The organism is Streptomyces sp. NBC_00433, from assembly GCA_036015235.1.
Taxonomy (GTDB): domain Bacteria; phylum Actinomycetota; class Actinomycetes; order Streptomycetales; family Streptomycetaceae; genus Actinacidiphila.
Window position 1 is genome coordinate 3,650,942 of the sequence record CP107926.1, and the last position, 13,818, is coordinate 3,664,759.

General features: G+C 72.5%; 13 protein-coding genes. 6 read left to right on the plus strand and 7 right to left on the minus strand.

Translation table 11 applies throughout. From position 1 onward, the window contains the following. The first annotated feature begins 31 nt into the window (after nt 1-31). A complete protein-coding gene (locus tag OG900_15085) occupies nt 32-1,474 on the plus strand; it encodes an MFS transporter (GenBank protein ID WUH91300.1) in 1,443 nt (480 codons plus the stop codon). Nucleotides 1,475-1,544: 70 nt separating this feature from the next. Here the strand turns inward: OG900_15085 and OG900_15090 are convergent, their stop codons facing one another. Continuing rightward, nucleotides 1,545-3,302, minus strand: coding sequence for a biotin/lipoyl-binding protein (locus OG900_15090; protein ID WUH91301.1), 1,758 nt, complete (start codon nt 3,300-3,302; stop codon nt 1,545-1,547). A gap of 452 nt (nt 3,303-3,754) precedes the next feature. Between OG900_15090 and OG900_15095 the strand changes: the two genes are divergently transcribed. After that, nucleotides 3,755-4,216 carry a hypothetical protein gene (locus OG900_15095; GenBank protein ID WUH91302.1) on the plus strand — a complete coding sequence of 154 codons (462 nt, stop codon included), beginning with the start codon at nt 3,755-3,757 and terminating at the stop codon, nt 4,214-4,216. Here the strand turns inward: OG900_15095 and OG900_15100 are convergent. From OG900_15100 to OG900_15115, 4 genes are all read right to left on the minus strand, one after another. Beyond that, nucleotides 4,197-4,805, minus strand: coding sequence for a Maf family nucleotide pyrophosphatase (locus OG900_15100; protein ID WUH91303.1), 609 nt, complete (start codon nt 4,803-4,805; stop codon nt 4,197-4,199). The two genes, OG900_15095 and OG900_15100, sit on opposite strands and share 20 nt — an antisense overlap. 61 nt (nt 4,806-4,866) lie before the next feature. After that, nucleotides 4,867-5,001, minus strand: coding sequence for a hypothetical protein (locus OG900_15105; GenBank protein ID WUH91304.1), 135 nt, complete (start codon nt 4,999-5,001; stop codon nt 4,867-4,869). Nucleotides 5,002-5,091: 90 nt separating this feature from the next. After that, nucleotides 5,092-5,310, minus strand: coding sequence for an acyl-CoA carboxylase subunit epsilon (locus OG900_15110; GenBank protein ID WUH91305.1), 219 nt, complete (start codon nt 5,308-5,310; stop codon nt 5,092-5,094). Nucleotides 5,311-5,393: 83 nt separating this feature from the next. Then, nucleotides 5,394-6,983: an acyl-CoA carboxylase subunit beta gene (locus OG900_15115; protein ID WUH91306.1), complete on the minus strand. Its 1,590-nt coding sequence runs from the start codon at nt 6,981-6,983 to the stop codon at nt 5,394-5,396. A gap of 189 nt (nt 6,984-7,172) precedes the next feature. Here OG900_15115 and OG900_15120 point away from each other — a divergent pair, with 189 nt between their 5' ends. Both OG900_15120 and OG900_15125 read left to right on the plus strand, forming a co-directional pair. Then, nucleotides 7,173-8,072 (plus strand): biotin--[acetyl-CoA-carboxylase] ligase, encoded by a 900-nt coding sequence (locus tag OG900_15120; GenBank protein ID WUH91307.1) that lies wholly within the window; start codon nt 7,173-7,175, stop codon nt 8,070-8,072. 118 nt (nt 8,073-8,190) lie between these two features. Then, nucleotides 8,191-9,306 carry an adenylate/guanylate cyclase domain-containing protein gene (locus tag OG900_15125; protein ID WUH91308.1) on the plus strand — a complete coding sequence of 372 codons (1,116 nt, stop codon included), beginning with the start codon at nt 8,191-8,193 and terminating at the stop codon, nt 9,304-9,306. A gap of 113 nt (nt 9,307-9,419) precedes the next feature. Here the strand turns inward: OG900_15125 and OG900_15130 are convergent, their stop codons facing one another. Together OG900_15130 and OG900_15135 are read right to left on the minus strand one after the other, a co-directional pair. Then, complete coding sequence (locus tag OG900_15130) at nt 9,420-10,298, minus strand: DeoR/GlpR family DNA-binding transcription regulator (protein ID WUH91309.1); 879 nt, start codon at nt 10,296-10,298, stop codon at nt 9,420-9,422. Nucleotides 10,299-10,492: 194 nt separating this feature from the next. Then, complete coding sequence (locus OG900_15135; GenBank protein ID WUH91310.1) at nt 10,493-11,953, minus strand: NAD(P)H-quinone dehydrogenase; 1,461 nt, start codon at nt 11,951-11,953, stop codon at nt 10,493-10,495. A gap of 121 nt (nt 11,954-12,074) precedes the next feature. Between OG900_15135 and OG900_15140 the strand changes: the two genes are divergently transcribed. Further along, complete coding sequence (locus OG900_15140; protein ID WUH91311.1) at nt 12,075-12,512, plus strand: gamma-glutamylcyclotransferase; 438 nt, start codon at nt 12,075-12,077, stop codon at nt 12,510-12,512. Between the two features lie 147 nt (nt 12,513-12,659). Next, on the plus strand, nt 12,660-13,469 hold the full coding sequence (locus OG900_15145; GenBank protein ID WUH91312.1) for a purine-nucleoside phosphorylase: 810 nt from the start codon (nt 12,660-12,662) through the stop codon (nt 13,467-13,469). The last annotated feature ends 349 nt before the right edge of the window (nt 13,470-13,818 follow it).

Here is a 13,818-nt window from a genome sequence, read left to right on the forward strand (position 1 = left end):
TTTGTCTTTCTCCGCTGGAGGCTTAGCAGCCATGTCCACGCACGCCGTGCGCGACCAGAGCTCGACCACAACCACCACCCGCGAGCCGGCCCCCTCCGGCATGCACGCATTCTTCGCCCTCGCCGCGATCCTCGGTACCCAGCTGATGCTGCTTCTCGACGCGACCGTGGTGAATGTCGCCCTGCCCGGCATCGGCACCCATCTGGGCTTCTCGCCCACCGGCATGTCCTGGGTGCTCAACGTCTACACCCTCGCCTTCGGCGGGCTGCTGCTGCTCGGCAGCCGGATCGGCGACCTGATCGGCCGGCGTACGGCGCTGGTCTGGGGCGTCGCGGCCTTCACCGTCGCCTCGATAGCCGGCGGTGTCGCCAACGACTCGACCACCCTGCTGATCGCCCGCGGCTTCCAGGGCGCCGCCGCCGCACTGGCCGCGCCCAGCACCCTCGCGCTGATCGCCACGTCCTTCCGCGAGGGCAGCGAGCGCAACCGCGCGCTCAGCGTCTTCTCGGCGATCTCCGGCGCGGGCTCCGCGGTCGGGCTGACCGTCGGCGGCATGCTCACCGACTGGGGGTCGTGGCGCTGGGTCTTCTTCGTCAACATCCCGGTCGGCATCGCCATCGTGCTGCTCGCGCCGCGCTTCATCAAGGAGACCGAGCGGCACCGCGGCGGCCGCTTCGACATCGCCGGCGCCCTGACCGGCACCCTCGGCATGGCCTCGCTGGTCTACGCCTTCATCCGGGTCGGCGAGAGCAGCTGGGGCGACACCCGGGCGGTGACCACCTTCGTGATCGCCGTCGCACTGCTCGCGGCCTTCCTGGTCAACGAGACGCGGGTGGAGCGGCCGCTGGTGGTGCTGCGGCTGTTCGCCAACCGCAACCGGGCGCTGGCCTACGCGGTGATGCTGCTGATGGTGGCCGGGATGTTCGGCACCTTCTACTTCTCGACGCAGTATCTGCAGACCTACCTCGGCTACAGCCCGCTCAAGACCGGCTTCGCCTTCCTGCCGCTGGCCGGGCCGCTCTTCGTGGCCGCCAGGATCGCCCCGCACGCGCTGGCCCGCTTCGGCGCCAAGCGGGTGGCGTCCGTCGGCTCGACGCTCACCCTCGCGGGCGCCGTCTGGATCACCCAGCTGAGCGCGTCGGACGGCTATGCGCAGGGCATCCTGCCGACGCTGATCCTGATGGGCGTCGGCATGGGCTGGACGGTGATGCCGCTGAACACCTTCATCCTGTCCGGTGTCGAGCCCAAGGACGCCGGGTCCGCGTCCGGTCTGCTGCAGACCATGCAGCAGGTCGGCGGCAGCCTCGGCCTGTCGGTGCTGGTCACGGTCTTCGGCACGGTGTCGCGGCGGCACACCCAGGACCCGTTCATCCACGGCGCCACGGCAGCCTTCACCCTGTCGGCGGTCTTCACCGGCATCGCGCTGGCACTGGTGCTCTCGCTCAGGCAGCCGCGCGCGCACGTCCTGAACTGAGCCCCGCGGGCGGCTACGACGCGGCGCGGCACCCCGGACCGGGGTGCCGCGCCGCGTCGTGCCCCACGGGTCAGTCCTTGATCTCGCAGATGACCGCGCCGGAGGAGACCGACGAGCCGACCTCCGCCTTGAGGCCGATGATCGTGCCCGAGCGGTGCGCGTTGAGCGGCTGCTCCATCTTCATCGCCTCCAGGACCACGATCAGGTCGCCCTCGGTGACCTGCTGGTTCTCCTCGACGGCGACCTTGACGATGGTGCCCTGCATCGGCGAGGCGAGCGAGTCGCCGGACGCCGCCACCCCGGCCTTGGTCGCGGCCCGCCGCTTGGGCTTGGCGCCCGCGGCAAGCCCGGTGCGGGCCAGCGTCATGCCCAGCGACGCGGGCAGCGACACTTCGAGGCGCTTGCCGCCGACCTCGACCACGACCGTCTCGCGGCCCTGGGCCTCCTCCTCGTCCACGGCGGGACCGGAGAAGGGCGGGATCGTGTTGACGAACTCGGTCTCGATCCACCGGGTGTGGATGGTGAAGGGGCCCTGCGGCGGCGCGAACGCCGTGTCCTTGACCACCGCGCGGTGGAAGGGGATCGCGGTGGCCATGCCCTCGACGTGGAACTCGCCCAGCGCGCGGGCCGCCCGCTGGAGCGCCTGCTCCCGGGTGGCGCCGGTGACGATCAGCTTGGCCAGCAGCGAGTCCCAGGCCGGGCCGATGACGCTGCCCGCCTCGACGCCCGCGTCCAGCCGCACACCGGGTCCGGTGGGCGCGCTGAAGCGGGTCACGGTGCCGGGCGCGGGCAGGAAGTTGCGGCCCGGGTCCTCGCCGTTGATGCGGAACTCGAAGGAGTGGCCGCGCAGCGGCGGGTCGTCGTAGCCCAGCTCCTCGCCGTCGGCGATCCGGAACATCTCCCGCACCAGGTCGATGCCGGAGACCTCCTCGGTGACCGGGTGCTCGACCTGGAGGCGGGTGTTGACCTCGAGGAAGGAGATCGTGCCGTCCTGGCCGACGAGGAATTCGCAGGTGCCCGCGCCGGCGTAGCCCGCCTCGCGCAGGATCGCCTTGGACGCGGCATACAGCTGCGCGTTCTGCTCCTCGGTCAGATAGGGGGCCGGGGCCTCCTCGACGAGCTTCTGGTGGCGGCGCTGGAGCGAGCAGTCGCGGGTGGAGACCACCACGACATTGCCGTGGGTGTCGGCCAGGCACTGCGTCTCGACATGCCGCGGGCGGTCCAGGTAGCGCTCCACGAAGCACTCGCCGCGCCCGAAGGCGGCGACCGCCTCGCGCACCGCCGAGTCGTACAGCTCGGGGACCTCCTCCAGGGTGCGGGCGACCTTCAGGCCGCGCCCGCCACCGCCGAAGGCGGCCTTGATGGCGATCGGCAGGCCGTGCTCCTCGGCGAAGGCCACGACCTCCTCGGCACCCGACACCGGGTCGGGTGTGCCGGCGACCAGCGGCGCACCGGCCCGCTGGGCGATGTGCCGCGCGGCGACCTTGTCGCCCAGGTCGCGGATCGCCTGCGGCGGCGGGCCGATCCAGGTCAGACCGGCGTCGAGCACCGCCTGCGCGAACTCGGCGTTCTCCGACAGGAAGCCGTAGCCGGGGTGCACGGCATCGGCCCCCGACTCGGCCGCCGCCGAGAGCACCTTCGCGACGTCCAGATAACTGGTGGCTGGTGTGTCGCCGCCCAGTGCGTACGCCTCGTCGGCCGCGCGGACATGCAGCGCGTCCCGATCGGGGTCCGCGTAGACGGCTACGCTGGCGATCCCGGCATCCCGGCAGGCACGGGCGACGCGTACTGCGATTTCACCGCGGTTGGCGATGAGCACCTTGCGCACGATGGCTCCCTCCATGAAACAAGCCGAGTTTAGGTACTGGCCACACTTGGTGCCGAGGCACCCCTGCACGTGAGCTTGCCCACACGGAGGGTGATCCACGGGCCACAACAACCCGTGAACGCCTGCTCAGTCCACGGTACGGCCCCGCTCCCGCCGATGTCCCGCACTACCGGGCGTGGGGGACAACTCGCTCGAAGTCCCCGCACGGAGCTGACGTTCTTTTGTGGAAACCCCACGAATAGTGCGGGGAAAGTTTGCGGCCGGCTTCCCCGGATGAGTGACGCCGCGCCCGCCGACGGCCGGCGTTCGACCGACTGGCGGGCGCCCGATCGGCGGCCGACGCGCGGCCGGTGACCCCCTGTCGGCGGCCGGCCGGTGCGAGAACCCTTGCCCGCGCTCTTACTCGTGAGTAGCCTGCGACGCGCAGGATCGGGCCGCGGAGGGGGACGAGTGTGCGCAGAGGTATAGCCGTCGGCACCGCCGTGGTCCTGGTGCTCGAAGCCCTCACGATCGGCTTCGTGAACTGGATCCTGGGCCTGGCCGTACGGCACCAGAAGATGTCGCTCGGCGGGCTCGACCCGGACGCCATGGCCGCCGGCTCGTGGGTGGGCGGCGGGCTGTTCGCCCTCTTCCTGATCGCCTGCGCGGTCCTGGTGGCCAGAATCGCGGCGCGCGACCGGATGACCGGCCGGGTGGGCCGCATCGTGCTCATCGTCTGCGCGGTGGTCCACGGCGTGGTCGGCGCGGTCGTGGTCGGCCTCGTCGGCTGGTACGCCTTCGTGGTGCTGATGCTGATCCTCGCCCTGCTGGTCGGCACCCTGCTGCTCTACGCGCCCGAGGACCGCCCGGACACCGCACCGCCCGCCGCGCCGCCGGCCCCGCCCGGCACCCCGGTCACGTCCACAGGTCCGTGATCCGCACCCCGAGGTCGGACAGCAGCGAACGCAGCAGCGGCAGCGACAGGCCGATGACATTGCCCGGGTCGCCGTCGACGCCCTCCACGAAGGGCGCGGAGCGGCCGTCCAGGGTGAAGGCGCCCGCCACATACAGCGGTTCGCCGCTGGCCACGTAGGCGGCGACCTCGGCGTCGTCCGGGGTGCCGAACCGCACGGTCGTGGACGCCGTCGCGGACACCCGGCGGCCGCTCGCGGTGTCGACCACGCAGTGGCCGGTGCGCAGCACGCCCGAGCGGCCGCGCATCGCCCGCCAGCGGGCGGTCGCCTCGGCCGCGTCGGCCGGCTTGCCCAGCGCCTCACCGTCCAGGTCGAGCACCGAGTCGCAGCCCACGACGATCTCGCCGCCGTCCAGCATGCCGCCGGACACCACGGCGGCGGCCTTCGCCTCGGCCAGCACCCGGGCCAGCTCGGCGGGGCTCTCCGCGCTGATCGCGTCCTCGTCCACCCCGCTGACCACGACCCGCGGGTCGAACCCGGCCTGCTTCAACAGGCCGAGCCTGGCGGGGGATGCGGAGGCGAGCACGAGCACGCGGCGATTCGACGTCATCGCACCATCGTAGGCAGCGCCGCCGACAGCCGGCCGCCCGCACCCGCACGGCCGGCGGGACTCAGAACCGCAGCGTCGCGAAGGCCATCATGAGGCCCGCGACCAAGGCGGCGACCACCATCGCCCGGCGCAGCATCCTCAGAGCGTGCCGCATCTCCTCGGAGTGCTCGTCGCCTTGATCGTCGGGCCACAACATGCCCCCCAGGTTGCTCCGGGGGCCATCGCGGCGCCTGAGTACGCGTACTCAGGCGCGTCGGACCGTCCGGGCCGGGTCGGCCCGGACGGTTCAGGCCCGGCCGCCGGGCCGGGCCGACATCCGCCACACGCCCGGACCCGGGGCGGGCAGCGCCCGCGGGAGGCTGCGGGCCGCCGCCGACCAGCCGGTGGAGCGGCCCTCGGGGTCCTCCTCCTCGGCTTCCAGCGCCGCGGCCCGCGCCTGGACCAGCGCCACGACGGCGGCCAGCTCCTCCGGTGTGGGCTTGCCGCGCTCCACCTTGATCACCACGGAATCGTTCCTTCCCGGTCGGTTCCCTGCCCTGATGCCCTACACGTCCCTTCTGCCCCCGCAGCCCCACCGCACCCGCCCTCCTACAGCGGGATGTTGCCGTGCTTCTTGGGCGGCAGGGTCTCCCGCTTGTTGCGCAGCGTCCGCAGCGCCTTGACCAGCTGCGCGCGGGTCTGGGAGGGCGCGATGACCGCGTCCATGTAGCCCCGCTCCGCGGCGATGTAGGGGTTGAGCAGGTGGTCCTCGTAGTCGGTGACGAGCTGCTGGCGCAGCTCGTCGGCCGCCTGCGGGCTGTCCGCCTCGGCCAGGGTGCGGCGGTGCAGGATGTTGACGGCGCCCTGCGCGCCCATCACGGCGATCTGGGCGGTGGGCCAGGCCAGGTTGAGGTCCGCGCCCAGGTGCTTGGAGCCCATCACGTCGTAGGCGCCGCCGTACGCCTTCCGGGTGATGATCGTGATCAGCGGAACCGTGGCCTCGGCGTAGGCGTAGATCAGTTTGGCGCCGCGCCGGATGATGCCGTCCCACTCCTGGCTGGTGCCGGGGAGGAAGCCGGGGACGTCGACGAAGGTGACCACCGGGATGTTGAAGCTGTCGCAGGTCCGCACGAAGCGCGCGGCCTTCTCGGAGGCGTTGATGTCCAGGCAGCCGGCGAACTGCAGCGGCTGGTTGGCCACCACGCCCACCGGGCGGCCCTCGACACGGCCGAAGCCGGTGATGATGTTCGGCGCGAAGAGGTCCTGGGTCTCCAGGAATTCGGCGTCGTCCAGCACGTGCTCGATGACCTTGTGCATGTCGTAGGGCTGGTTCGCCGAGTCCGGGATCAGCGTGTCCAGCTCCAGGTCCTCCGCGGTGACCTCCAGGTCCGCGGCGGCGGCGAAGGAGGGCGCCTCCTCCAGGTTGTTGCTCGGCAGGTACGACAGCAGCGCCTTGACGTATTCGAAGGCGTCCTTCTCGTCGCCGGCCAGGTGGTGGGCGTTGCCCGAGGTGGAGTTGTGGGTGCGCGCGCCGCCCAGCTCCTCCATGCCGACGTCCTCGCCGGTCACCGTCTTGATCACGTCGGGACCCGTGATGAACATGTGCGAGGTCTGATCCACCATCACCACGAAGTCGGTGATGGCCGGGGAGTAGACCGCGCCGCCCGCGCACGGACCCATGATCAGGCTGATCTGCGGGATCACCCCCGAGGCATGGGTGTTGCGGCGGAAGATCTCGCCGTACATCCCCAGCGAGGTGACGCCCTCCTGGATGCGGGCGCCGCCCGAGTCGTTGATGCCGATCACCGGGCAGCCGGTCTTCAGCGCGAAGTCCATCACCTTGACGATCTTCTCGCCGTAGACCTCGCCGAGCGCGCCGCCGAAGACCGTGAAGTCCTGCGAGAAGACCGCGACCGGACGGCCCTCGACGGTGCCGTAGCCGGTGACGACCCCGTCGCCGTAGGGGCGGTTGGCCTCCAGGCCGAAGCTGGTCGAGCGGTGCCTGGCCAGCTCGTCCAGCTCGGTGAAGGAGCCGTCGTCCAGCAGCAGTTCGATCCGCTCGCGGGCGGTCAGCTTGCCCTTGGCGTGCTGTTTCTCCACCGCACGCCCGGATCCCGCGTGGTTCGCCTCCTCGATGCGGCGGCGCAGGTCCGCGAGCTTCCCCGCGGTCGTGTGGATGTCGTACTCCGGCTCGGCCATGGAGGTTGGCTCTCCTGCTCTCGGCGGCGCTTCTTAACTCGTGAGTAACGCTGTGTTCCGTAGCGTAGTGGCGACTCTGGGGTACGGGCACTGCGGTGTTCACCACACTGCACCACCGTGCGCCCGCGCGGGCGGCGGCACCCCCGCGGCCCGGCGTGTCACCGGCGGCCGCGCTCGTAGGGTGGACGCATGACGTCCAGCCGCTGGTCCGACCTCGACCGACCGCCGCTCAACGCCGCGGCCCTGCGCCGGGCCGTGGTCACCGCCGATTCGCTGTGGACCGCGCTCGACGTGGCCGAGGCGACCGGCTCCACCAACAGCGACCTCGCCGCCAGGGCCGCCGCCGGCGCGGCGGAGGGCGCGGTGCTGGTCGCCGAGGAGCAGACCGCGGGGCGCGGCCGCCTGGACCGCCGCTGGTCGGCGCCCGCCAGGTCGGGGCTGTTCTTCTCGGTGCTGCTGCGGCCGGGCGAGGCCGCGCCCGCCCCCGAAGGCCGCGGCGGTACGGAGGCGGCCGCCGGCGTACGCGCACCGGTGCCCGTGCACCGCTGGGGCTGGCTGCCGCTGCTGGCCGGGGTCGCCACCGCCACGGCGCTCTCCCGGGCGGCCGGCGTCGACACGGCACTCAAATGGCCCAACGACCTGCTGGTCACCGTCGACGGCGAGGAGCGCAAGGCCGGCGGCATCCTCGCCGAGCGCAGCGGCGGCACCGGCGTCGTGATCGGCATCGGCGTCAACGTCTCGCTGCGCACCGCGGAACTGCCCGTGCCCACCGCCACCTCCCTCGCGCTGGCCGGCGCCCCCGGCACCGACCGCGACCCGCTGCTGCGGGCCGTCCTGCGCTCCCTCGCCGACTGGTACGACGCCTGGCGCGCGGCCGACGGCGACCCGGCCGCCTCCCGGCTCCAGCAGACCTACGCGGCCGGCTGCGCCACGCTGGGCCGCCAGGTGCGCGCGGAGCTGCCCGGCGGGCGCGAGCTGGCCGGCACCGCGGTCGCCGTCGACGGCGACGGGCGGCTGGTGATCGCCGGGCCCGAGGGCGAGCAGCCGGTCGGCGCCGGCGACGTCGTCCACCTGCGGCCCTCCAGGTGACGCCGGCCGCCGGTGTCCCGGTGAGAGTGAGCTGCGGCACACCTGCCGTATCGTGGACTCGCTGCGTCGTCTCGATGATCGGAAGGGCTGTGCGCAGGAGTTCCTCAGGGGCCGGGCGATGAGCGTGGACGACCCGGGCCCACCCGTTCCGGACGAGCCGTCCGACGTCGATCCTGGTGCGGAAGCCGACCCGGACGGCGAGGCCGTCACGGACACCGGCGAGCATCCGCTCGCCCTGCGGCTCGAACAGCTCATCCTCGGCGCACCCCGCCGCTACACCCCCTTCCAGGCGGCCCGCACCGCCGGGGTCTCCATGGATCTGGCCGCCCGCTTCTGGCGTGCCATGGGCTTCGCCGACATCGGGCAGGCCAGGGCGCTCACCGAGGCCGACGTGCTCGCGCTGCGGCGGCTCGCCGGCCTGGTCGAGGCCGGGCTGCTCTCGGAGTCGATGGCCATCCAGGTGGCCCGCTCCACCGGGCAGACCACCGCCCGGCTCGCGGACTGGCAGACCGACTCCTTCCTCGAAGGCCTCACCGAGCCGCCCGAGCCCGGCATGACCCGCGCGGAGGTCGCCTACCCGCTGGTCGAGCTGCTGCTGCCGGAGCTGGAGGAATTCCTCATCTACGTGTGGCGCCGCCAGGTCGCGGCCGCCACCAGCCGGGTCGTCCAGTCCGACGACGAGGAGGCCGTGGACCGCCGGCTCGCCGTCGGCTTCGCCGACCTGGTCGGCTTCACGCGGCTCACCCGGCGCCTTGAGGAGGAGGAGCTGGGCGAGCTGGTCGAGGCCTTCGAGACGACGGCCGCCGACCAGGTCGCCGCGTACGGCGGCCGGCTGATCAAGACCCTCGGCGACGAGGTGCTCTTCGTCGCCGACGACCCGGGTACGGCCTCCGAGATCGGCATACGGCTCATCGAGACGATGACCGGCGACGAGTCGATGCCGGCGCTCCGGGTGGGCATGGCCTTCGGCACGGTCACCACCCGCATGGGCGATGTCTTCGGCACGACGGTGAATCTGGCGTCCCGGCTGACCTCCATAGCGCCGCGGGACGCCGTCCTGGTCGACGGCGACTTCGCCGAGGCCCTCGGCGAGGCCGGGGACGCGCCGCTGTCGGAGGCGGACGTGGACGCGGCGGACTCGGAGAAATACCGCTTCGCGCTCCAGCCGATGTGGCGCCGCCCGGTCCGCGGCCTCGGCGTGGTCGAGCCGTGGCTGCTCACCCGGCGCGGGTGAGCGGCCCTCCGCACCGGGGGCGCTGACCGCCCCTCACGGCGGCTGCCGCTCCTCACGGGCTGGTCGCGCCCCGCGCGACGCCGACCGCAGACCCGCCGCTCCAGGGGGCAGCCCTAGGGTCGGCGGAGGTCTGCCAGCCGGGGGACGGTCGGGGGGCGCAGGGGGTGCGGGCGGCGGGGGGTGGGGACGGGTGGAGGCGCCTCGGCCGACGAAGCGGGGGCCACCGCGAGCTGGACGCCGCGGTCGGCGAGTGCCTGGAGTTCGGTCGCCGCGCGGTCGTCGCCGGGCGGCGGCTCGTCGGTCACCAGATGGGTGATCAGGTCGGTCGGCACCGTCTGGAACATGGTGTCGGACCCGAGCTTGGTGTGGTCGGCCAGGACCACGACCTCCGCGGCGGCCTGGACCAGCGCCCGGTCGACGCTGGCCGACAGCATGTTGGACGTGGACAGCCCGCGCTCGGCGGTGAGCCCGGCGCCGGACAGGAAGGCCCGGGAGACCCGCAGCCCTTGCAGGGACTGCTCGGCACCGCTGCCGACCAGGCCGTAGTTGGAGCCGCGCAGGGTGCCGCCGGTCATGACGACCTCGACCCGGTTGGCATGTGCCAGCGCCTGGGCGACCAGCAGCGAGTTGGTGACCACGGTGAGCCCCGGAACCCGGGCGAGCCGCCGGGCCAGCTCCTGCGTCGTGGTGCCCGCGCCGACGACGATGGCTTCGCCCTCGTCCACGAGCGAGGCCGCGAGATCGGCGATGGCCGTCTTCTCCGCGGTCGCTAGATGGGATTTCTGCGGAAAGCCGGACTCACGGGTGAAGCCACCCGGCAAGACCGCACCGCCGTGCCGGCGGTCCAGCAGTCCTTCTGCCTCCAGCGCCCGCACATCGCGGCGCACGGTCACTTCGGAGGTCTGGACGACGCGGGCGAGTTCCCGGAGCGATACCGCTCCGTTGGCTCGCACCATTTCGAGGATCAATTGGCGACGTTCTGCAGCGAACACGGAACCGACAGTAACCCCAACCACAGCTGCTTTCAGCGTTTTGCACCAGATGACGGAAGTTGCACGAGAATCAGACCGTCCCGTGCTATGCGCCGACCGTACGTTCGCTTGCGCCGCCCGCACGGCCCCCGCCCGTACGTCCGCCCCCCGCCCGTACGTCCCACGCGCGCCCCCGGGCGGGGCAGGGGCCGGGCCTACGACAGGCCTTGGTCCTGGCTGTCGGCCTTGCGGTTGTGCAGCTGCCGCGCGACCTCGGCGATCGAGCCGGACAGCGACGGGTAGACGGTGAAGGTGTTGGCGATCTGCTCGACCGTCAGGTTGTTGTCGACCGCGATCGAGATGGGGTGGATCAGCTCGCTCGCCTTGGGCGCGACGACCACACCGCCGACCACGATGCCGGTGCCCGGCCGGCAGAAGATCTTGACGAAGCCGTCCCTGATGCCCTGCATCTTGGCCCGCGGATTGCGCAGCAGCGGCAGCTTCACCAGCCGGGCGTCGATCCGGCCGCTGTCGACGTCGGCCTGGGAGTAGCCGACGGTGGCGATCTCCGGGTCGGTGAAGACGTTGGAGGACACCGTCTTGAGGTTCAGCGGGGCCACCGCGTCGCCCAGGAAGTGGTACATCGCGATACGGCCCTGCATGGCGGCGACCGAGGCGAGCGCGAAGATGCCGGTGACGTCGCCGGCCGCGTAGACGCCGGACGCGCTGGTGCGGGAGACCTTGTCGGTCCAGATGTGGCCGGACTCGGTGAGCTTCACGCCCGCCTCCACCAGGCCCATCCCGGAAGTGTTGGGGATCGCGCCGACCGCCATCAGGCAGTGCGTGCCGGTGATGACCCGGCCGTCGGTGAGCGTCGCCTCGACGCCGTCGCCGACCCGCTTGACGGACTGGGCGCGGGAGCGGGACATCACGTTCATGCCGCGCCGCCGGAAGACGTCCTCAAGGACCGCGGCGGCGTCCGGGTCCTCGCCGGGCAGCACCCGGTCGCGGGACGAGACCAGGGTCACCGTCGAGCCGAGCGCCTGGTAGGCGCCGGCGAATTCCGCGCCGGTCACACCGGAGCCGACCACGATCAGCTCGCGCGGCAGCTCGTCGAGGTCGTAGACCTGGGTCCAGTTGAGGATGCGCTCGCCGTCCGGCATCGCGTCGGGCAGTTCGCGGGGGCGCGCGCCGGTGGCGACCAGGACCGCGTCGGCGGTGAGCCGCCGCTCGGTGCCGTCTGCGGCGGTGACCACGACCGTACGGGTGCCCTCGGCGGTCTGCGGGCCGTCGAGCCGGCCGCGGCCGCGCATCACGGTGGCGCCGGCCCGGGTCACCGACGCGGTGATGTCGTGCGACTGGGCCAGCGCGAGGCGCTTGACCCGGCGGTTGACCTTGCCCAGGTCCACCCCGACGACCCGCGGGGCGCCGTGCAGCGGCGGGGTGTCGTCGGCGACGATGATGCCCAGCTCTTCGTACGACGAGTCGAAGGTCGTCATCACCTCGGCGGTGGCGATGAGCGTCTTGGACGGCACGCAGTCGGTCAGCACCGACGCACCGCCCAGCCCGTCGCAGTCGACGACGGTCACCTCCGCCCCGAGCTGCGCTGCCACCAGCGCCGCCTCGTAGCCGCCGGGTCCGCCACCGATGATCACGATCCTTGTCACGTACCCCATTGTCCCGCACGCGCCAAGTGTTCACCGCCAGGGGTGACCGCGGGTGTTCCTGCTCAGGGGCGCCCGTTCCCCGCGCGCTTCCTCACACCGGGGTCCGCGCCGCTCCCGTACCCTCGTCCTCATGTCGCTCTACGCCGCTTACGCAGGCAACCTCGACGCGCGGCTGATGACCCGCCGCGCCCCGCACTCCCCGCTGCGCGGCACCGGCTGGCTGAACGGCTGGCGGCTGACCTTCGGCGGCGAGCAGATGGGCTGGGAGGGCGCGCTCGCGACCCTGGTCGAGGACCCGGTCAGCCAGGTCTTCGTGGGTCTGTACGACATCGCGCCGGTCGACGAGGAGTCGATGGACCGCTGGGAGGGCGTGCCGCTGCAGATCTACCGGCGTACGACCGTACGGGTGCACACCCTGGACGGCGACCTGGCGGCGTGGCTCTACGTGCTCAACGACTACGAGGGCGGGCTGCCCTCGGCCCGCTACCTCGGCGAGATCGCGGACGCCGCCGAGTCGGCCGGGGCGCCCCACGACTATGTGATGGGGCTGCGCAAGCGCCCCTGCTGACCTGCCGCGAACCCGCGTACGGCGCCGGTTTCCGGCCATCGCGTGGCCGGGGCGGCGAGGGCCGCCGACTGTCGGATGCCGCTATTTCCGGAGTAGTCCATGTCAGGCCGTCTACGCGCGTAGGCCCTGACAGGTTACGCTCAGCGCGTGAACGCTTCTGTGAATCCCGACCCCTATGCCGCGGCCGACGCCGCCGCCGCCAGTCTGCGCGCGCTCACCGGCGCGCAGACGCACGACGTCGCCCTGGTCATGGGCTCGGGCTGGGTGCCCGCCGCCGACCAGCTCGGCACCGCGGACGCCGAGCTGCCGATCACCGAGCTGCCCGGTTTCCCGGCCCCCTCGGTGGCCGGCCACGCGGGCCGGGTCCGCTCGGTACGCGTCGGAGGCGTCCGTGCCCTGGTCTTCCTCGGCCGCACCCACCTCTACGAGGGACGGGGCGTCGCGAGCGTCGCGCACGCGGTGCGCACGTCGGTGGCCGCCGGCTGCAAGACGGTGATCCTCACCAACGGCTGCGGCGGCCTGCGCCCCGGCTACCGCCCCGGCCAGCCGGTGCTCATCAGCGACCACATCAACATGACGGCGACCTCGCCGATCGCCGGCGCGAACTTCGTCGACCTCACCGACCTCTACTCCCCCCGGCTGCGCGCCCTGTGCCGCGAGATCGACCCCAGCCTCGAAGAGGGCGTCTACGTCCAGCTCCCCGGCCCGCACTACGAGACGCCGGCGGAGATCGGGATGGTCCGCGCGATAGGCGGCGACCTGGTCGGCATGTCCACCACGCTGGAGGCGATCGCCGCGCGCGAGGCGGGTGCGGAGGTGCTGGGCATCTCCCTGGTCACCAACCTTGCCGCCGGGATGACCGGGGAGCCGCTCAACCACGAGGAGGTTCTGGCGGCCGGTCACGAGTCCGCGACGCGCATGGGCACGCTTCTGGCCGGCTTGCTGGCCCGCCTGTGACCTTGGCTCGCCCCACGCCGGGCGCCGGGCGCCCACGCCCTGCCCCTCGCGGTGCGCTGCCGGCCCGCGGCTGCCGTCATGGCTGGTCGCGCAGTTCCCCACCACTCCCTGCGGGGTGCCGTTACGGACTCCACAGTGCCGCTGCGTGGGTGGCTGGTCACGCAGTTCCCCACGCCCCCAGGTGGGTGTCTCTTGCGGTGCGTTGCTTGCCCGCGGCTGCCATCGTGGTTGCGCGCGCAGTTCCCCGCGCCCCTTTTGGCCTGCGTCCACCTGCGTCTGGCGTTTGCCCCTGCCAGGGGCTGGGCTCTGCGCAGAGGGCACGCGTTTTTCAGGGGCGCGTGGGAGTACC

What these genes read in the sequence shown, in the direction of transcription:
- OG900_15085 (WUH91300.1), top strand. Translation starts at nt 32, where the DNA reads ATGTCCACGCACGCCGTGCGCGACCAGAGCTCGACCACAACCACCACC.
- OG900_15100 (WUH91303.1), bottom strand. Translation starts at nt 4,805, where the DNA reads ATGACGTCGAATCGCCGCGTGCTCGTGCTCGCCTCCGCATCCCCCGCC.
- OG900_15105 (WUH91304.1), bottom strand. Translation starts at nt 5,001, where the DNA reads ATGTTGTGGCCCGACGATCAAGGCGACGAGCACTCCGAGGAGATGCGG.
- OG900_15115 (WUH91306.1), bottom strand. Translation starts at nt 6,983, where the DNA reads ATGGCCGAGCCGGAGTACGACATCCACACGACCGCGGGGAAGCTCGCG.
- OG900_15120 (WUH91307.1), top strand. Translation starts at nt 7,173, where the DNA reads ATGACGTCCAGCCGCTGGTCCGACCTCGACCGACCGCCGCTCAACGCC.
- OG900_15125 (WUH91308.1), top strand. Translation starts at nt 8,191, where the DNA reads ATGAGCGTGGACGACCCGGGCCCACCCGTTCCGGACGAGCCGTCCGAC.
- OG900_15135 (WUH91310.1), bottom strand. Translation starts at nt 11,953, where the DNA reads ATGGGGTACGTGACAAGGATCGTGATCATCGGTGGCGGACCCGGCGGC.
- OG900_15140 (WUH91311.1), top strand. Translation starts at nt 12,075, where the DNA reads ATGTCGCTCTACGCCGCTTACGCAGGCAACCTCGACGCGCGGCTGATG.